Source organism: Streptomyces sp. B21-083 (genome assembly GCF_036898825.1).
In the GTDB taxonomy this organism is placed as follows: Bacteria; Actinomycetota; Actinomycetes; order Streptomycetales; family Streptomycetaceae; genus Streptomyces.
Genome location: NZ_JARUND010000002.1, coordinates 2,634,851 through 2,652,803, shown reverse-complemented (window position 1 = coordinate 2,652,803; position 17,953 = coordinate 2,634,851). Strand labels below are relative to the sequence as shown.

At 69.7% G+C, this 17,953-nt stretch carries 13 protein-coding genes and 2 pseudogenes; 7 read left to right on the top strand and 8 right to left on the bottom strand.

The features are described from left to right. Positions 1-6: 6 nt before the first annotated feature. Together QA861_RS35895 and QA861_RS35890 are read right to left on the bottom strand one after the other, a co-directional pair. The gene (locus tag QA861_RS35895; protein ID WP_334592890.1) at positions 7-387 is read right to left on the bottom strand and encodes a DUF2568 domain-containing protein; all 381 of its coding nucleotides are present in this window, start codon (positions 385-387) and stop codon (positions 7-9) included. A 142-nt stretch (positions 388-529) separates the two neighbouring features. Continuing rightward, positions 530-2,161, bottom strand: a pseudogene (locus QA861_RS35890) (IS200/IS605 family accessory protein TnpB-related protein). A gap of 487 nt (positions 2,162-2,648) precedes the next feature. On the opposite strand from QA861_RS35890, the gene QA861_RS35885 reads away from it, so the two are divergent. Next, positions 2,649-3,620: an SGNH/GDSL hydrolase family protein gene (locus QA861_RS35885; protein WP_334592889.1), complete on the top strand. Its 972-nt coding sequence runs from the start codon at positions 2,649-2,651 to the stop codon at positions 3,618-3,620. A gap of 123 nt (positions 3,621-3,743) precedes the next feature. Here QA861_RS35885 and QA861_RS35880 read toward each other — a convergent pair whose 3' ends face one another. Further along, entirely contained in the window at positions 3,744-4,457 is a 714-nt protein-coding gene (locus tag QA861_RS35880) for a TetR/AcrR family transcriptional regulator (RefSeq protein ID WP_334594953.1), read from the bottom strand. A gap of 107 nt (positions 4,458-4,564) precedes the next feature. Here QA861_RS35880 and QA861_RS35875 point away from each other — a divergent pair, with 107 nt between their 5' ends. The 3 genes and pseudogenes from QA861_RS35875 to QA861_RS35865 all read left to right on the top strand — a co-directional run. Next, positions 4,565-5,122: a hypothetical protein gene (locus QA861_RS35875; protein ID WP_334592888.1), complete on the top strand. Its 558-nt coding sequence runs from the start codon at positions 4,565-4,567 to the stop codon at positions 5,120-5,122. Between the two features lie 372 nt (positions 5,123-5,494). Next, on the top strand, positions 5,495-6,877 hold the full coding sequence (locus QA861_RS35870) for an alpha-amylase (protein WP_334592886.1): 1,383 nt from the start codon (positions 5,495-5,497) through the stop codon (positions 6,875-6,877). Positions 6,878-6,983: 106 nt separating this feature from the next. Beyond that, a pseudogene (locus QA861_RS35865) lies at positions 6,984-10,395 on the top strand (alpha-amylase family glycosyl hydrolase); the annotation flags it as partial. 29 nt (positions 10,396-10,424) lie between these two features. On the opposite strand, the gene QA861_RS35860 reads toward QA861_RS35865, so the two are convergent. Further along, positions 10,425-10,703: a hypothetical protein gene (locus tag QA861_RS35860; protein WP_334595065.1), complete on the bottom strand. Its 279-nt coding sequence runs from the start codon at positions 10,701-10,703 to the stop codon at positions 10,425-10,427. On the opposite strand from QA861_RS35860, the gene QA861_RS47260 reads away from it, so the two are divergent. The 3 genes from QA861_RS47260 (at position 10,654) to QA861_RS35850 (ending at position 13,073) form a co-directional block, all read left to right on the top strand. Continuing rightward, entirely contained in the window at positions 10,654-10,773 is a 120-nt protein-coding gene (locus QA861_RS47260; protein ID WP_443041681.1) for an alpha-1,6-glucosidase domain-containing protein, read from the top strand. The two genes, QA861_RS35860 and QA861_RS47260, sit on opposite strands and share 50 nt — an antisense overlap. Before the next feature lie 68 nt (positions 10,774-10,841). Further along, positions 10,842-12,464, top strand: a complete 1,623-nt coding sequence (locus QA861_RS35855) for a SpoIIE family protein phosphatase (RefSeq protein ID WP_334592884.1) — start codon at positions 10,842-10,844, stop codon at positions 12,462-12,464. A gap of 252 nt (positions 12,465-12,716) precedes the next feature. Continuing rightward, positions 12,717-13,073 carry a 5-carboxymethyl-2-hydroxymuconate Delta-isomerase gene (locus QA861_RS35850; protein WP_334592883.1) on the top strand — a complete coding sequence of 119 codons (357 nt, stop codon included), beginning with the start codon at positions 12,717-12,719 and terminating at the stop codon, positions 13,071-13,073. Between the two features lie 23 nt (positions 13,074-13,096). Here QA861_RS35850 and QA861_RS35845 read toward each other — a convergent pair whose 3' ends face one another. The 4 genes from QA861_RS35845 to QA861_RS35830 all read right to left on the bottom strand — a co-directional run bounded on the left by QA861_RS35845 (position 13,097) and on the right by QA861_RS35830 (position 17,912). Beyond that, positions 13,097-13,816: a TetR/AcrR family transcriptional regulator gene (locus QA861_RS35845; protein WP_334592882.1), complete on the bottom strand. Its 720-nt coding sequence runs from the start codon at positions 13,814-13,816 to the stop codon at positions 13,097-13,099. A 56-nt stretch (positions 13,817-13,872) separates the two neighbouring features. Beyond that, positions 13,873-14,952: a PDR/VanB family oxidoreductase gene (locus tag QA861_RS35840; protein WP_334592881.1), complete on the bottom strand. Its 1,080-nt coding sequence runs from the start codon at positions 14,950-14,952 to the stop codon at positions 13,873-13,875. Then, entirely contained in the window at positions 14,952-15,830 is an 879-nt protein-coding gene (locus QA861_RS35835; protein WP_334592880.1) for a metal-dependent hydrolase, read from the bottom strand. Before QA861_RS35835 ends, QA861_RS35840 begins: the two co-directional genes overlap by 1 nt. Positions 15,831-15,983: 153 nt before the next feature. Further along, positions 15,984-17,912: a hypothetical protein gene (locus tag QA861_RS35830; RefSeq protein WP_334592878.1), complete on the bottom strand. Its 1,929-nt coding sequence runs from the start codon at positions 17,910-17,912 to the stop codon at positions 15,984-15,986. Positions 17,913-17,953 lie beyond the last annotated feature (41 nt).

Sequence of the window (17,953 nt, the reverse complement as noted above, 5' to 3'; positions counted from 1 at the left end):
GCGGTCTCAGTGCTTGAGCAACCACAACACCCGGTCCCACGACAGAACGTGGTACATCACCAGCACCCCGGCCAGCGCCGCCGCAGGGATCTGTACTCCAGCCGCGTAAAGCGCCGCCGCGCCGCCGAAGAAGACGGCCAGCTCCAGCAGGAGCCGCAGCGGCCCGGCGGTCGCAACCACTGTCTCTCCGGACCGGGATGCATCACCCGGCGTGGCAAATACCCCCCACAGCACGGCAACGGCCAGCGGGACGACGACCACAGCGACGTACCGCAGAGCGGCGGGCGACACGTGCCAAGCCCAGAGCCCGAAGCACACCAGAGCCACCAGCTCCAATATGAACCGCACGCCGAGAGCGAAGGGGCGAAAGCCGTATCCGGACGTCATGTGCTCGAAATCCTTTCCGTGCAGCCCTTCCAGCCCTTGATCTTCGCAGAAATTCCGGCCTTCAGGCCGGTCGACAGTGAACCGCGCAACGGAGCCGCCGCGTGAAGTCGGTGACTGCCTGCTGTCCTTGTGCGGACCGTTCCTAGAGACTGAGCGGAAGTGAGTCCTGTTGCCAAAACTCATGCTCAGTCGAACGCCCCGGACGGTGTTGGGCGTTCTGGTTGCCCGCGTTCGCTCCGCGTCCGGGCGGCACGGATCGTGTCCGTGGTCCGGGGATGCGGGGGCGGGGTTCCTCACGTCCAGGAACGTCCCGTCTGGCCTGGACGGTCCGATGCCCCTGCTCATCACTCCGGTCGTGTGGGGGCGGTGTCGTCCGTCGCCGGATCGGGTGTCCCTGGGCGCGCCTTCCGATCGCCACGGCAGCAGCATCATGGCGAGTGGTCTTGACGGTGATTGTGGTGAGGGGTTTCTGCCAGTGCTGGGCACCCCACCGGCTGGTGTAGGCGGGGTCGACGGCGATGACCGTGATACCGGTCTGGTCGGCCATCGAGGCCAGCCGGGCACGGAGTTTGCCGGTGGGCATGCCGGAGATCAGCTGGCGGAAGCGTTTCCTGCGGCCGTGCTTCTCTCGGGTCTTCTCCGCCGTGAAATCCAGGTCTTCCACCGCGATCGCCTTCACGCCGCAGGTGCGGGCCCAGTGCAGGAGGCCGGTGAGGGCGTGGCGGACCTGGGCGTCGCGGTGTCCGGCGGTGCCGGTCAGGTCGTAGAAGAATCGGCGCGGGCTGCCGGTGGGGTTGCCGTGGATGTCGAGGCGCCAGGCGGCGAGGTGGTCGGCGTTCATGTCGACGCCGATAACGCCGTGGGCGAGCGCGGCCTCCATCGGCAGGGTCGGGGTGGGCGGGATCTGCCAGGACGCGGTCACGTACCAGCGGTCCCGGCCCGTATCGAGGTGGATGCGGTAGGCGATCGCCCGGTTGGCCGCGACGCGATCCGCCCACTCCTCGCCCCGGTGCGCGAACGTGACCCGGCACGCCAGGACGTACCGGCCGTGCGGGGCGTTCGCCAAATACGCGAACGGCGCGGGGAGTTTGATGCTCACCTCGCCGTCCGGGCTGACACGGATGGTTTCGTTGCCGTAGCGCTTCCCGGACTCCCCGTCCGCCTGACAGAACCAGCGCTCCGCCTCCCACCGCCCACGCCACTCAGGTTCCGTGAGCTGGGCAGCCTCCAGGTGATGCCTGGCGCGGGCCAGCCGCTTCCCGCCCCGCACGACATGCACGACACCGGCCTCGCGGTCGGCCCGCGCGACGGCCAGCCGGTCCTGAAGCACGCGCAGCCGCCGGGACTTCGCATGCCACTCCCGCTGGGACCGGTAACCACCAGGCGCCTTCTTGCTCCCCTTCTGCCCGACCGGCAGGGACAGGCGGCGCTCGATGGTGCGGACGCCCGCTTCCAGATTCTGAACATGCGCCGACTGACAGCGCCGGGCCAGCGCCCACTGGTCATGGGTGGCTTTGGTGATACTGCCCGCCCACCGCGATGACGACAGCGGCGTCAACTCCCGCTTACGCACCGCCCACGCCTCACCGGAAGGCGACAGGCCGTCCCGGCATCGTGTCTTGAGGTCCTTGGAAGCCAGCGACCCCAGATGCGCTCCCACCAGCCGCAGCACCTTCTCATCGCCCGGCGTCAGGAGTTTGAGGCGGGTCCGGATCGCCACACCGGACGGACCGGACGCGACGAACGACGCCGCGATACTCCTCAGCCCACCCACCCCGCCACCCCCAACCGACCCCGCCCGAAGATCCCGTCGCCAGGGGAAACGAGCACCACCCGAGAAGGTCACGCATTCGATGAGAGAACGTCAGTTCCTCACCAAACCGACCCCACGACCGAGGTACGCGACACGACACACGCAGACCAGCAGCACAGCACTCACTCCCGCTCACCAGATCGCTCTTGAACGCACTCCAGCGGCAGCAGCTCCAAACCCTCTCCGTGAAGATCGAGAACGAGACAGCCACCCTGAACCCTCGCTGCACATTTGGATCGGTCAGCCAGTCAAGGATGTAACCCGTAAAGAGCAAACGCGGCATCGAGATGGTCATGAATGAGTACGTCAAGTGGGCGTGCCGAACTTGCGTCCCCCACACGGACGCACCCACCCAAGGTGAAGATGACTGTCCGTATGTGATCTAGTGCTCTAAGTGATGACCCTTCTATGGTCGAAAGGAGGCCAACTCCGCATCTCTGGAGGATTCGTGACAACCTTCCGTACTCGCCTGGCCCTGCTCGGCCCGGTCGCAGCTCTCGCCGCGGCCACCCTCGCGCCCGTACAGCTCGCCGGGGCACAACCCGCCGCTGCGGCGGACCGCCAGTGGGTCGCCCTGGGCGACTCCTACACGGCCGGGGTCATCCCCGCCGCCGGCGACACCTTCGAAGTCCCCCGCGACGGCTGCGAGCGCACCGACCGGTCCTACCCGCAGGTCATCGACCGCGAGCTGGGCGGGCTTTTCGAGCTGACCAACGTCAGCTGCGGCGCCGCCACCATCGAGAACATCACCTTCCGAGCCCAGGAGCCGATCGGCCGTCACCTCCCGCCCTTCTCCGAGGACCCCGACTACCCCTTCCCCCCGGTGCCGCCCCAGTCCGCGGCGGTGCACGAAGGCACCGACGTGATCACCGTCGGCGTGGGCGGCAACACCCTCGGCTTCGCCGACATCCTCCTCAAGTGCCTGGAGCTGGGCCAGGGCGGCGGCGGCGTGGGCACCCCCTGCAAGGACGACCTGGCGGGCGCCATCCCGGGCCGCCTCAACAAGGTGAGCGGGGACTACGACGAGATGCTCGAAGTGCTCCACGAACGCGCCCCGCACGCGAAGATCCTGGCCGTCGGCTACCCCACGGTCATCCCCAAGGACACCTCCAAGTGCCGGTACAACGACCTGGAACAGTTCGCCTCCATCACCCAGGGCGACCTGGACTGGCTGCGCACCGACGTCCTGGAACCCCTCAACCAGGTCATCGAGAAGTCGGCCGGCGCGCTCGACGCCGCTCGCTTCGTCAACCTCTACGCCTCCTCCCACAATCACAGCGTCTGTGACAGCGGCAAATGGGTGGAAGGCATCATCAGTCCCCCAGCCCAGATGTCCCTCGTCCACCCCAACGCCCTCGGCCACCGCAACGCAGCCGACCACATCGAAGCAGCGATGCTGGACGCCATCGGCGTGAACTGACCCACCCAGGGACGCCCCTGCCCGCGAACCGCCCCCCGGCACGATGCCGGGGGGCGGTTTCGGCAGCCGAGCCGTGGGTCGCGACGCGGCCCCGGACAGCCGCGACTGTGGCCCTTCCGCCGGCTACGTCGGCATCAGGCCATTGCCGACCGCAGCGCCGGGCGGACCGCATTCGACGCCGGGAAGGCCTGTGGCCTGCAGGGGAGTGCGGGAAACGGGCGGGGTGGGTTCGTCCTGTCCGCGGGCGGCGTGGATTCGCAGGAGCCCCTCGATGCCGCGCAGCAGTGTCTCGCCGGCCGAGAGGGGGTCTTCGAGGTAGCCGGCGCTCATCGCGCCGTCGCGGATCATGACGAAGTGACGGCCGGCATGCTCTGCCTCGGCGGTCGTGATGGCGGCGAACAGCGAGGTGACCGTCTCCAGGTACCACCTGCGGTGTCGCACGACGGCGCGGTGTACCGGGTGGTCCGGATCGGGGAACTCGGCTGCGGCGTTGACGAAGGCGCAGCCTCGGTAGCCGGGCGAACGCATCTGGTCGACCAGCGACACGCCGATGCCGCCCAGAATCTCGACGGCCGACAGCTCCGCAGCCGCGAGGGCATCGATCTGGGCTCGGATCGCCTCGTCGACGCCGGTGATGTAGGCGACCGCAAGCTCCTCCTTGCTGCGAAAGTGCCGGTAGAAGGTGGCGTTGGTGATCTTCGATTCGGCGACCAGACGGTCGACACCCACTTGATGGATGCCTTCCGCGTAGAACAGCTGCCCAGCCGTCCTCAGGAGGCGCTGTCGAGCCTCGGACACCTTCCTCCCGGAGCTTGCACCACCTTGCGTCGTCTTCATGCCGACCACGGTAGCAGGTAGAACGCTCTCTCTTGCTTGCTGGCGAGTCATGTGCAAGCCTGAAACAAGAAAGACCGTTCTATCTTCCAGTGTTCACAGGAGAACTCATGGCCGCCGTCGCCTCCGCCGCGCACACGGGCGCTCCGCCCGTCCTGCGTCGGCTGTATGTCACCCGATTCGTGTTCGCCGCCGTTTGGGCAACCCTCCTGGTGCTGTCCGGCCCGGACCTCACCTTCGGCGTCAAGGCGCTGCTGTTCCTGTATCCGGTCTTCGACGTGGCCGCAGCCGTCGTCGACGCCAGGTCGGCCCACACTCGTGGCCCACTCAAGGGCCTCTACACCAACATCGCCGTCAGCTCGGTCGCCGCCGTCGGCGTGGCGGTCGCCGGCGGCTCGGGTATCGCCGCGGTACTGCGAGTCTGGGGCGCGTGGGCGGTCCTCTCCGGGCTGGTCCAGCTGGTCGTAGGCATTGCCCGCCGGCCGATGGGCGGCCAGTGGGCGATGATCATCAGTGGTGGCATCTCCGTGCTCGCCGGCGCGAACTTCGTTCGAGCCGCCGCGCAGGACAGCCCCTCCCTGGTCCCTCTCGCCGGGTACGCGGTGCTCGGAGGCATCTTCTTCCTCGCCTCGGCGTCGCGTCTGCCTCGTGCGTCCCGCGTCCAATGACGCGCTGAGGCAGAGGCCGGCCCTGCAGCCCCTGGCTTCGGGGCCGGCCTCACTGCCGAAACGGCCGCATCGGATCGGGGTGGGCGTCGGCCCGGCCGCGTCGAGGGCGATCCAGCGGGAACGGCGTCACCTGGTTCGCCACTCGTCAACGGCGCCCCGGTATCGGTGTATCCGTGCATCCGGGATCCCCGCCCTCGGGGCTCGACACCCCACTGTGTGAAGAGATCTCGTGCGCGTGCAGAGGGTGTGCCTCAAGGGTTGACCGTCTGACAAGTGGACTCGTACCTTCTGGTCGACTGAAAGTTTTCAGTCATGTTGCTGCAAGAATCCGCAAGGAATCTTGCCTGGACCTTCAACGGAGAAGGACCCCACATGGCCAGCAGAACCCTCTCCAGCACGCTTGCCCTCGTCGCGGGCGCGTCGATCGCGCTCGCCGTCCTGCCGGGCGCCGCCGTTGCCTCCCCGCCCGGCACCAAGGACGTCACCGCCGTCCTCTTCGAGTGGAACTTCGCCTCGGTCGCCAAGGAGTGCACCCGCACCCTCGGCCCCGCCGGCTACGGCTTCGTACAGGTCTCCCCGCCCGCCGAGCACATACAGGGCTCGCAGTGGTGGACCTCGTACCAGCCCGTCAGCTACCGGATCGCCGGCCGCCTCGGCGACGCCACCGGGTTCAAGAGCATGGTCGACACGTGTCACGCCGCCGGCGTCAAGGTCGTCGTCGACACCGTCGTCAACCACATGTCGGCGGGCAGCGGCACCGGCACCGGCGGTTCGTCGTACAGCAAGTACAACTACCCCGGTCTGTACTCCTCGTCCGACTTCGACGACTGCACCTCGACGATCAACAACTACCAGGACCGCTCGAACGTCCAGCACTGCGAACTCGTCGGCCTCGCCGACCTGGACACGGGTGAGGACTACGTCCGTTCCGCCATCGCCGGGTATATGAACACGCTCCTCGGCTACGGCGTCGACGGCTTCCGGATCGACGCGGCGAAGCACATGGCCGCCGCCGACCTCGCCAACATCAAGTCCCGGCTGAGCAACCCGACGGTGTACTGGAAGCAGGAGGCCATCTACGGCAGCGGCGAGGCAGTCCAGCCCACCGAGTACACGGGCAACGGCGATGTCCAGGAGTTCCGTTACGCCTTCGACCTCAAGCGCGTCTTCAACAACGAGAACCTCGCCTACCTGAAGAACTACGGCGAGGGCTGGGGGTACATGAGCAACTCGGTCTCCGGTGTCTTCGTCGACAACCACGACACCGAGCGCAACGGCTCCACCCTCAGCTACAGGGACAACGCCAACTACACGCTCGCCAACGTCTTCATGCTCGCGTACCCGTACGGCGCCCCGGACATCAACTCGGGCTACGAGTTCTCCGACACGGACGCCGGGCCGCCCAACGGCGGTACGGTCAACGACTGTTGGCAGAACGGCTGGAAGTGCCAGCACGCCTGGCCGGAGATCCTGCGCATGGTCGCCTTCCGTAACGCCGTACGCGGCGAGTCCGTCAGCAACTGGTGGGACAACGGGGGCGACGCCATCGCCTTCGGACGGGGTGCCAAGGGCTTCGTCGCCATCAACCACGAGTCGAGCGGTCTGAGCCGGACCTACCAGACCTCGCTGGCCGCCGGGACGTACTGCAACGTGCAGAGCAACACGTCGGTGACCGTGAATTCGAGCGGTCAGTTCACCGCGACGCTGGGCGCGAACACGGCCCTGGCGATCTACGCGGGCAAGTCGAGCTGCTGAAAGTTCTTTCCAGTGGTTTCAGGACTCTTGCTGTAAGCGTTTCCTCGGCGATACGGTCGCGCGGGGTCGGACCCGCAAGAGCCGCGATCGCAAGGAGTCCACGTCCGTGATACCGAGATGGTCGGCGCCGCCGAGGCGTCGTACTGCCCGCACCACCCGTATTACCCGTGCAGGCCGGGTCGCTGCGGTCACCGTGACCGCGTTGGCCGCAGCGCTCGTCCAGCCGCCGGCCGTCGGGGCGGGCGCCCCACCCCCGCCTCCACCGCCGTCCGACAGGAAGCTCGCCGCCGAACCGGCCCGGCACGACGCCACCCGCGAGCAGTTCTACTTCGTCCTCCCGGACCGTTTCGCCAACGGCAGCACCGCCAACGACCGTGGCGGACTCACCGGTTCACGCCTCGCCACCGGCTACGACCCCACCGACAAGGGCTTCTACCAGGGCGGCGACCTCAAGGGCCTCACCACCAGGCTGGACTACATCAAGGGCCTCGGCACCACCGCCATCTGGCTGGCCCCGATCTTCAAGAACGCGCCCGTGCAAGGAACCGGTGCGGACGCCTCCGCCGGCTACCACGGCTACTGGATCACCGACTTCACCCAGGTCGACCCGCACTTCGGCACCAACCAGGACCTCGAAACCCTCATCTCCAAGGCCCACACCAAGGGAATGAAGGTCTTCTTCGACGTCATCACCAACCACACCGCCGACGTCGTCGACTACGAACAGAAGTCCTACGACTACCTCTCCAAGGGCGCCTTCCCGTACCTCACCAAGGACGGCGAGCCCTTCGACGACGCCGACTACGCGGACGGGAAGGGCCACGCGGTCGGGAAGAAGGGCTTCCCGTCGGTCGACGCCGACTCCTTCCCGCGTACGCCCGTCGTCCCCGCCGCGAAGAAGAACGCCAAGGTCCCGTCCTGGCTCAACGACCCGACGATGTACCACAACCGGGGCGACTCCACCTGGGCCGGCGAGTCCGCCACCTACGGCGACTTCGTCGGCCTCGACGACCTGTGGACCGAGCGCCCCGAGGTCGTCTCCGGGATGGAGAAGATCTACGAGAAGTGGGTACGGGACTTCGACATCGACGGCTTCCGGATCGACACCGTGAAGCACGTCAACATGGAGTTCTGGACCCAGTGGGCCACGGCACTGGACACGTACGCGGCTCGGCACGGCCGCGACGACTTCTTCATGTTCGGCGAGGTCTACTCCGCCGACACCTCCGTGACCTCCCCGTACGTCACCCAGGGCCGCCTCGACTCCACGCTCGACTTCCCCTTCCAGGACGCGGCCCGCGCGTACGCCTCCCAGGGCGGCAGCGCCCAGAAGCTCGCGTCGGTCTTCGGCGACGACTACAAGTACACGACCGACAAGGCCAACGCCTACGAGCAGGTCACCTTCCTCGGCAACCACGACATGGGCCGCATCGGGACCTTCCTGCGACAGGACGACCCGAAGGCCACCGACGCCGAACTCCTCGCCAAGGACAGGCTCGCCAACGAACTGATGTTCCTCAGCCGGGGCAACCCCGTCGTCTACTACGGCGACGAACAGGGCTACACCGGCGCGGGCGGCGACAAGGACGCCCGCCAGACCATGTTCGCCTCGAAGGTCACCGACTACCTCGACGACGACGAACTCGGCACGGACCGCACCCACGCGAGCGACGCCTACGACACGCGAGCACCGCTCTACCAGCAGATCAGTGCTCTCGCCAAGCTCCGCAAGACCAACCCCGCCCTGGCCGACGGCGTCCAGACCGAGCGCTATGCGGCCGACGGCCCCGGCGTCTACGCCTTCTCCCGCACCGACGCCCGGTCCGGCATCGAGTACGTCGTCGCCTTCAACAACGCGCACGACGCGGAGCCGGCGAGCATCCCCACCGGCTCCGCCGACATGGCCTTCAGCGGGATCTACGGCACCCACGCCAAGGTGACCAGCGGCACCGACAAGAAGATCACCGTCACCGTCCCGGCCGGCTCCGCCATCGTCCTCAAGGCCGCCGGCAAGCTCCCCGCGCCCACCACCAGGCCGTCCCTCACCCTCACACCCCCGCCCGCCGGAGCCACCGGCACCGTCGACATCACCGCCGACGTGGACGGCGGACAGCTGAACCGCGTCGTCTTCGCCGTCCAGGTCGGCAACAGCGCATGGCAGCCCCTCGGCTCCGCCGACCACGCGCCCTACCGAGTCACCCAGACCATCGCCAAGGACGTCGCCCCTGGAACGCCCTTGCACTACAAGGCAGTTGTGGTCGACCGCGCCGGACGTACAGCGAGTGCCATGGCGACCTCCACCACGGGCGCCCCGCCCGCCCCCGAGGTCCCCACGGCCTCCTCGCGCGACTACGCGATCGTGCACTACAAGCGCGCGGGCGGCGACTACACCGACTGGCGCCTGTACGCCTGGGGCGACCTCGCCGACGGCGAGAGCACGACCTGGCCCGAGGGTCACGACTTCGTCGGGCGGGACGCGTACGGCGCCTTCGCCTACGTCAAGCTGAAGCCCGGTGCCTCCGACGTCAGTTACCTCGTCATCGACAAGGACGGCAACAAGGACGTCTCCGCCGACCGCTCGATCGACGTCACGAAGACCGGCGAGATCTGGGTCGAGCAGGGCAAGGAAGCCGTACTGACCCAGAAGCCCACCGCCGACTATCCCGACCAGGACACCACCAAGGCGGTCCTCCACTACCACCGCGCCGACGGGAACTACGACGGCTGGGGTCTGCACGTGTGGTCCGGCGCCGCGAACCCCACCGACTGGTCCAACCCTCTCGAGCCGGTGCGGACCGACGCCTACGGCGCCGTCTACGAGGTACCACTCAACGACGGTGCCACCAGCCTCAGTTACATCCTCCACAAGGGCGACGAGAAGGACCTCCCCACCGACCAGGCCCTCGACCTCAAGGCCGACGGCCACGAGGTCTGGCTCCTGAACGGCCAGGAGAAGTACCTGCTTCCGCAGCCCGCGGGCAGTGCCGCCGACCTCGACCTGACCACCTCCAAGGCCGTCTGGATCGACCGGGACACCGTCGTCTGGAACGGCGACGACACCGCCGCTTCCACCCAGTTGCTGTACTCCCGCACCGGCTCGATCACGGCGAAGGACGGCGTGCTCACCAGCACCGACGAGCGCTGGCTCCGCCTCACCAAGTCCGCCCTCACCGACGCCCAGAAGGCGAAGTTCCCGCACCTGGCCTCGTACACCGCCTGGTCTGTCGACCCGCGTGACCGCGACCGGGTCCGTGAGGCCCTGCGCGGCCAGCTCGTCGCCTCCCAACGGGCGGTGAACGGGGCTGTGTTGGCAGCGACGGGTGTGCAGATCGGCGGCGGGCTCGACCATGTGTATGGCTCCAGCGCATCGAACGCCGACCTCGGGCCGACCTTCGGTAACGGCCGTTCTACGCTGACCGTTCGGGCTTTCACAGCGCGATCGGTGAAACTCGAAATCGACAGCTCTCTCACGAGTTGAAGGTGACTGCACCACGGGCGGGTGGTCCGTCACCGACTCCTGTTCGGTCGCCCGAACCACGCTCCGAGATCAGCCTCGTCGTGCATCTGTGTCCACGGGACTTTCCAGGACACCGCGAATCCTCATCTCCGGCAGCCAGCGGGACTCGTCGATCTCGGTGCCCTCGTAGTCGCCCAGAGCCTTGACGATGGCGTCCAGGACACCCTCCGTGAGCCACTTTCGCCAGATGGCCCGCAAACTCACTTCCTTGCCGAAGTGCTGCGGCGGATCGGCTCGCTGGCCCGGGACCTCGTACGCGCTGCACCCCGTCCTGCGGGCGGGAGCGGACTCGGTCGTCAAGTCAGCCACGTACGAACGGGATTCGGGCACGTTCGCCGTTCCGGGGAGAACCGTCGCCGTATTCTCCCGTACCTCCTGACAAGCGCATATCGTGGTGGGGCAGACCCGGATCCGGTCTGCCCCACCGGTGTGTCCAAGGGCGGCAGGATGGACGGCAACGGCAAGTGGACGGACACCACCGTGCTGGTCGCGGACGGCAGCGCGCCCAGCCGACACGCGATGAGTGCCCTGCTCCGCCGTGCCGGTTACCAGGTCGTCCCGGTCGCCGGCGGCCACGAGGCGCTCGCCGAACTCGACGTACGGCTGCGCAAGGGCGTCCTGCCCGACGTGGCCCTCATCGACGTGAACCTGACCGGCATGGGCGGGTTCGCGCTGTGTCGCCGGATCAAGACCCGACCACACATGGCCGGGCTGCCCGTCGTGCACTTCTCGGCCTCCTCCGTGTCGCCGGGTGACCGCTGCGACGGGCTGGACGCGGGCGGGGAGGCGTTTTTGACGGTGCCCGCCGAGCCCGGGGAGATCGACGCGGTACTGCGGGCCGCGGTGCGCGCCGCGCGGCTGCGGGCCGGCGACCAGGCACTGGCGCGGCGGTTGACCCGGCTGTCGGAGACGATCTTCACCATCCAGGCGGCCCGCTCCCTGCAGGAACTCGCCGACGCCGCCGCCGAGGGCGCCGCGCGGCTCACCGGCTCGCCCGCCGCCGTGTTCTTCCTCGGCCCTGACGACGAGCTGTACCGCGCCACCTCCCGTGACCGCACCTCGCTCGCCATGCCGGACGAGGGCGCCCACCGCGCCGTGGCGGGACTGCTCCGGCGGCTCACCCGGGGGCACAGCGGGGTGCAGATCACCACGGTGCCCGCGCCGCTGTGGCCCGCCGGGTTCTTCCGGCCGGGCATGGAGCACGACGCCCGCCTCGTGCTGATCCCCACCGAGGACGGCAGGGCCTCGGTGTGCCTGGCCACGCCCACCCGCGGGCAGCGCAGGGTGAGCCCCGAGAACGAGTCCCTGGTGGCCCGGCTCGCCCAGGCCACCGTGCTCGCCGCCGAGCCGCTGCTCATGTACCAGGTCGAGCGGCATGTCGCCCTCACCCTCCAGCACAGCTTCCTGCCCCGCCCCGACAGGCTGCCCGAACTGCCCGGCATCGACGTCGTGGTCCGGTACGTGCCCGCATCCCGGGACGCCGAGATCGGCGGCGACTTCTACGCCGCCCTGCGCACCGCCGACGGTGTGCTCACCGCGGTCGGCGACGTCGTCGGGCACTCGCTGGAAGCGGCCACCGTCATGGTCGAGATCCGGCACGCGCTGCGTGCATACTGCGTCGAGGAGAGCGACCCGGCCGTGCTCGCCGAGCGCCTCGACCGGATGCTCCAGCGCTACCACCCCGAGGTCACGGCCACTGTCTGTCTGGTCCACGTGGAACCGGGCAACGGGCGCACCCTGATCGCCAACGCCGGTCACATCCCGCCGCTGATCATCCGCGACACCAACAGCGCCGACTACGCCAAGGCCGAGGGCCCGCTGCTCGGCGTGGGCCTCGCCCATCCGCCGCCCACCGAGCTGTTCCTCGAACCCACCGACCGGCTCCTCATGATCACCGACGGCCTGATCGAGACCCGGGGCACCGACCTCGCGGACTCCCTGGAACACCTCCGCGCGGCAGCCTCCGGCGCGCTGCCCGGCCTGGACGCCCTGTGCGACACGCTGCTGGTCTCCTTCGGCCACGACCGGGAGGACGACATCGCGATGCTGGCGCTACGGCTCGCCGACTAGCGGCCCGCTGGGCCGGAACCCCCGCCGGGCCGGGCCGCGCCCCCGCTGGGCCGGAACCCCCGCCGGGCCGGGCCGCGCCCCCGCTGGGCCGGGGCCCGCGCCGGGCCGGGGCCTTCGCCGTCCCGGAGCCCCGCCGTCCCGGAGACCCGCTGGACTGGAGCCCGCTGGTCAGAGGCCGTCGGCCGGAGGCCGCTGGTGGTGGCTGCGGCTAGGGTGAGACCACCGTGCCGTCATAGAACAGGGGTTTGATCCATGCCGCAGATCACCGTCGACTACTCGAGTCCGCTGACCGAGGCCTTCGACCGGCGCGCGTTCGCGCTGGCGCTGCACGAGGAGGTCGTCGCCACGGCGAAGGCGAAGTCCGAGGCGTGCAAGACGCAGTTCCGCCGCACCGAGGACGCGACGGTCGGCGCGGACAGCGACGGTCACGCGATCGTGCACGTCTGGATCGGCATGCTCACCGGCCGCTCGGTCGAGACGAAGAACCAACTGACGGAAGCCGTACTGGAGTTGGTACGCACCCATGTGAAGCCTGTCGAGGGACTCGCCCTGCACGCCTCGGTCGAGGTCCGCGAACTCGACGACTCCTACCGGAAGTTCGACAACTGAGCCCGGTTGCCGGACGGATTCGCCTAGGACGCGAGTGAGATGAGCCGTGCGATCAGGTCGCTGAACGGCCCGTCGGTGGGCTCCTGTTTGAGCATCCGGCGGAGCAGTGCGGCCATCTCCTCGTCATAGGCGGCGCTCACGGCGGCCAGCGCCGCGAAGTCGTGCACGAGCTGCGCCTCCAGCTCGGCTCGCGGCACGCGCCGCCCGTCCAGCCAGATCAGCGCGGTCGACTCGACGAGCGATATCCACGTCCGGATGACCAACTCCAGGCGGGCGGGCGCCTCTTCGACGGTCAGGTCCAGATGCGACAGTATCTGGACGTACGCGGCCTGCCGTACGGCGTCGATGAGCGCGTTCGTCGCCGATGAGCTGCCCGAACGCACCTCGTCCGCGGACACCGCCGGGCCGCCGCGCATCAACGCCGCGAATCCGGGCCCGTGTTCGTCGACGAAGTCGAAGAACCGGCGCATCACCCGCAGCAGCCGCGACCCCAGCGGACCCTCGTGCGGCTCCACGAACCGGCCCGCCAGGTCGTCCGACGCCCGCTTCAACGCGGCCTCGTACAGGCTGAGTTTGCCGGGGAAGTAGTGGTAGACCAATGGGCGCGAGATGCCCGCGGCCGACGCGATCTCATCGATGGAGACCTCGTCGGGCGAGCGGCGGCTGAACAGTTCGAGGGCGACGCCGATCAACTGCTGCCGGCGTTCCTCGACTCCCATTCTGCGGCGAACCCCGGTTGTCATGCGAACACCTTACCGATCGGATACGGCCCGCAACGGACGGGTCCGACCGAGGATGTTCACAAATCCAGCACAAGTGGACCCCGTCGTGCCCGTGACACACAGATCAGCATCGAGTCCGCCCGCTCGGCATCGGTCAGCAACTCGTCGCGATGGTCCACTTCCCCTCCCAGCACGCGCTGTTGGCACGTCCCGCAGAACCCCTGCTCGCACGAGTACGCGGTGTCCGGCAGCTCCGCCCGTACGGCGGCCAGCACGGTCGAGTCGGCCGCCACCGTCAACGCCCGCCCACTGCGCCGCAGTTCGACCTCGAAGGACTGGTTGCCCCCGGTCGACGTACGCGGGCTGAAGCGCTCCAGATACAGCACGGCACCCTCGGGAATCCGGGCCTCGACCGCCGCCGTCAACGCCTCGGGACCGCAGCAGTGGACGGCGGTCCCCTCGGGCAGTTCCGCCGCCACGCCCGCGAACAGCGCGTCGAGGTCGGGCAGCCCGTCCTCGTCCTCGGCGGCGACGGTGACGCGTCCCGCTCCGGAGTCCGCGCCCAGCTTCTCGATCTCGGTGAGGTAGGGCATCGAGGCCCGACTGCGCCCCCCGTACAACAGCCGCCATTCCAGGCCGGGTCGGGCATGCACCGCCCGGAGCATCGGCAGGATCGGGGTGATACCGATACCGCCGGCCACGAAGACGTACGCAGGTGCCGGGGTGAGCGGGAAACGGTTGCGCGGGCCGCGCACCTCGACCGTCATGCCCGCCCGCAACTCCTCGTGCACCTCGCGCGAGCCGCCGCGCCCGTCCGGCACCAGCCGCGTGGCGACGGTGTACGCCGAGGTGTCCGCCGGGTCCCCGCACAGCGAGTACTGCCGAACGAGCCCCGACGGCAGCACCAGATCGAGATGAGCCCCCGGCGCCCAGCCCGGCAATTCCCGTCCCTCCAGGCGTAGTTGTACGACGCCGTCGGCGACCGTCTCGTGCGCGGCGACCGTCAGCCGCAGGGCTCGTGAGCGCGGTCGGCCGGAGATCGGCTCCGCCAGCGCGGGCAGCGGCCACAGTGGCGCCGCCTCGATCCGGCGGCGTACGGCCCGCCGGGCGAGCAGCGCGGCCCCGGCGGTGAGCGCGAGAGCCAGCGGCCGGGGCATCAGGCGGCACCTCTGTCGGCGGCGACGGCGGCGGGGGAGGAGGCCAGATAGGCGACGGCCTGCTCGGTGGAGCCCTCCTGGGAGGGGTGGTAGTCCCGGGCGAGATAGCGCGGCACCGATCTCACCATGGCCCGGGTCGACGGCAGCAGCCCTCGCTTCCCGCGCACGTGGAAACCGCGGAAGGTCGGCTTGCGGAGGTTGGGCGCCGGGTCGTTCGCCATGAAGAACCGCACCCCGCGCTGCCACAGGAAGAACATCACCAGCAGCCCGGTCAGCCAGGTCCGCACCCGCCTCCGGTAGCCCCCGTCGACATGTGTGAACAGGTCGAAGGCGACCGACCGGTGCTCGACCTCCTCGGCGCCGTGCCAGCGCAGCAGGTCCAGCATGGTCGGATCGGCGCCGCGCCGGTCCAGCTCCGACGCGTTGAGTATCCAGTCGCCGAGGAACGCCGTGTAGTGCTCGATGGCGGCGATCACGGCGACCCGTTCCATGAGCCACCACCTGCGCGCCCGGCGGCCCGGCAGGAGGAACCGGTCGCCGAGCAGCTTCTCGAAGAGCCAGTCGATCTGGGCGGTGTACGGCGTCGGATCGAGCCCCGACTCCCGCAGATGCGGGAGGACTTCGTCGTGGGCCTGGGAGTGCATGGCCTCCTGCCCGATGAACCCGACGACGTCCGCACGCAGCCGCTCGTCCCGGATGTACGGCAACACCTGCTTGTACACGTGCACGAACCACCGCTCCCCGGCGGGCAGCAGCAGATGCAGCACGTTGATGGTGTGCGAGGTGAACGGGTCCCCCGGCACCCAGTGGAGCGGGGTGCCCTCCCAGGAGAAGGACACCTTGCGCGCCTTGAGGGGTATGTGCGGCGGGTTGGACATGGCGTCAATGTACTGATGGGTAGCCTGCGGGGAAACCCCTACGGGCGGACTTGTTGACGCGAGTGTCAGCTAGGTGCTCCGCACGGGTACGTGGTTGGTTGTCTGCGGGCGCGTGGGGGCTGGTCGCGCAGTTCCCCGCGCCCCTTGGGGGCGCTACCGCAGCCCGCCGATCTGCCGACCGTCCTTGAGTGTCCCCTTCAATCCCGCCTGAGCCCCTTGCTGAGTCCTCGCCGCCAGCATGGCACCCCGTGCGGACGAACTCACCCCGCCCGTCGCCGTGATCGACGCCGTGTTCCGCGTACCGGCGGCAAGCATGTACCACTCGCCCGCCCCCGACTTCCACAGCACACCGGCGAGGACGTTCGGGTCGCGGGGACCGCACGCCGGGCTGGTCCCGGACTTCGCCGCGATCGCCCCGAACTGCCCGCCCGGCGTGTGGAACTGGGCCAGGACCTGGGCGCCGTCGCCCCGCCAGGTCTCGGCGCGGGTGCACACCCAGTCGGCGGCGCCGCTCGCGTCGGGCAGCGGCTGCTCGGCGTACTGCCAGGCGTTCACCGAGCGCACGCCCTGGGAGTGCATCGCGGCGAGGGAGCAGGCGAAGGGCGACCACGTCGCCAGCGCCGCCGGGGCCGACGCCTCGCGGGGTGCGGCCGGGCGGCCCGTGGTGAGGTGGGCCGGGACCAGCTCGCCGAGGTCGCTCAGCAGTCGGGCCCCACCGGCGTCGGTCACCTGCAGCGTGTTCCAGGACCGGCAGGCGCCGGTCTGCGCGACCGGGCTGGCCAGCGGCCCGCTCACTCCGTCGGTCAGCCCCAGGTCGATCGGCGCCGCCGCCGGTTTGCGCAGGTCCCGCATCTCCGCCCGGAGCACCCAGGGAGCCGTCAGATAGCGGACGTTGCCGTCGGCCCGGTCGAGCACCACCGCGTCGGCCTCGGCGCCGGTCGCGCCGTCGACGCGGGCGAAGTCCAGGGCGGCGCCGCTCGTGCCGTCCTTCGGTTCGGCGTACCGGGCGATGCGCAGACCGTCGTAGAGGATCACCACGTGGGCCGTGTCGACAGTGCCCGCGTACAGGAGCTGGGGCGGGCCGGCCGGGCCGCCGGAGGGGGTGCCCGGGGTGGCCGAGACATGGACCTTCTCGCCGGGGCGGGCCCAGACGGCGAGGGCGCGCCGCAGCAGGGCGCTGTCGTCGACGAGGTCGCCGCGCGCGGGCCAGACGGAGAAGTCGGTGCGCGCGGAGGACTTCCAGGTGGCCGCGGGCACCAGCGTCAACTGGGCCGGATCCAGGGCGGCTTCGGCGGCCGGGTTGTGCGCGTACGCGGGGGCGGCGGCGCCGTCCGGGGCCCAGCCGTCGCCGGGCAGGCCGAGCAGCGTGCCGCACACCGCGACGGCCGCGGCGGCGACGAGCGCGGCCTTCAGGTGCTGCCTGCGCCGCATCAGGTCGGTCGGACGCGCCTGCAGCGAACAGGGGTCGAACTCGGCGGAGTCGAGCAGCGCGTACTGCGCCGGGACCTCGTCCGCCTCGCGGAGCGCCTCGATCGGCCGGTCGACCCCGGCGGCCTCCAGGGCGCTGCGTACGTCGGCGTCCGGGAGCTTCTCCAGACCGCGCAGGACGTACGCGGCCCGGGCGGGGCCGGAGAGCCCCGACAGCCGCTGGTCCAGGGCGAGTTCGTCGGCGCCGCCCGAACGCGGGAAGAGCCGCAGGCCCCAGACGTGGGGGAGCAGCGGCGGCAGCTGCGACCGCTTCGGCAGCGAGCGCCCACGCCAGGGCTGCCCCGCCGCGAGTGCCGTACGCAGCACTTGGAGGCGGACGAGCGCGTAGCCGGAGTCGCCCGCGCGGCCCTTCGACTGGGCCGGGAGGGTGGCGGTGGCCGTGCGTCCCCTGGGCAGCGCACGCTGGGTGAGGGCGTGCGCTGTCAGGACGCGCCGGCTCAGCCCGAGGCTCGGTGGCAGCACCAGATAGGCGAGCCGGACGAGCCGGGGGTAGTGCTCGACGAGCGCGGCCTCGGCCTGCTCCACGTCGACGACGGGGCGGCCCTTGGCGCTGTTACCGGTGGTGGGGCTGAAGGCGACATCCTGTGACTGCACGTTCAGCAGAACGAGCGAATCGCGGGATGGTCACCTGGCCG

What these genes read in the sequence shown, in the direction of transcription:
- QA861_RS35835 (WP_334592880.1), bottom strand. Translation starts at nt 15,830, where the DNA reads ATGTCCAACCCGCCGCACATACCCCTCAAGGCGCGCAAGGTGTCCTTC.
- QA861_RS35895 (WP_334592890.1), bottom strand. Translation starts at nt 387, where the DNA reads ATGACGTCCGGATACGGCTTTCGCCCCTTCGCTCTCGGCGTGCGGTTC.
- QA861_RS35870 (WP_334592886.1), top strand. Translation starts at nt 5,495, where the DNA reads ATGGCCAGCAGAACCCTCTCCAGCACGCTTGCCCTCGTCGCGGGCGCG.
- QA861_RS35855 (WP_334592884.1), top strand. Translation starts at nt 10,842, where the DNA reads ATGGACGGCAACGGCAAGTGGACGGACACCACCGTGCTGGTCGCGGAC.
- QA861_RS35880 (WP_334594953.1), bottom strand. Translation starts at nt 4,457, where the DNA reads ATGAAGACGACGCAAGGTGGTGCAAGCTCCGGGAGGAAGGTGTCCGAG.
- QA861_RS35850 (WP_334592883.1), top strand. Translation starts at nt 12,717, where the DNA reads ATGCCGCAGATCACCGTCGACTACTCGAGTCCGCTGACCGAGGCCTTC.
- QA861_RS35840 (WP_334592881.1), bottom strand. Translation starts at nt 14,952, where the DNA reads ATGCCCCGGCCGCTGGCTCTCGCGCTCACCGCCGGGGCCGCGCTGCTC.
- QA861_RS35845 (WP_334592882.1), bottom strand. Translation starts at nt 13,816, where the DNA reads ATGACAACCGGGGTTCGCCGCAGAATGGGAGTCGAGGAACGCCGGCAG.
- QA861_RS35875 (WP_334592888.1), top strand. Translation starts at nt 4,565, where the DNA reads ATGGCCGCCGTCGCCTCCGCCGCGCACACGGGCGCTCCGCCCGTCCTG.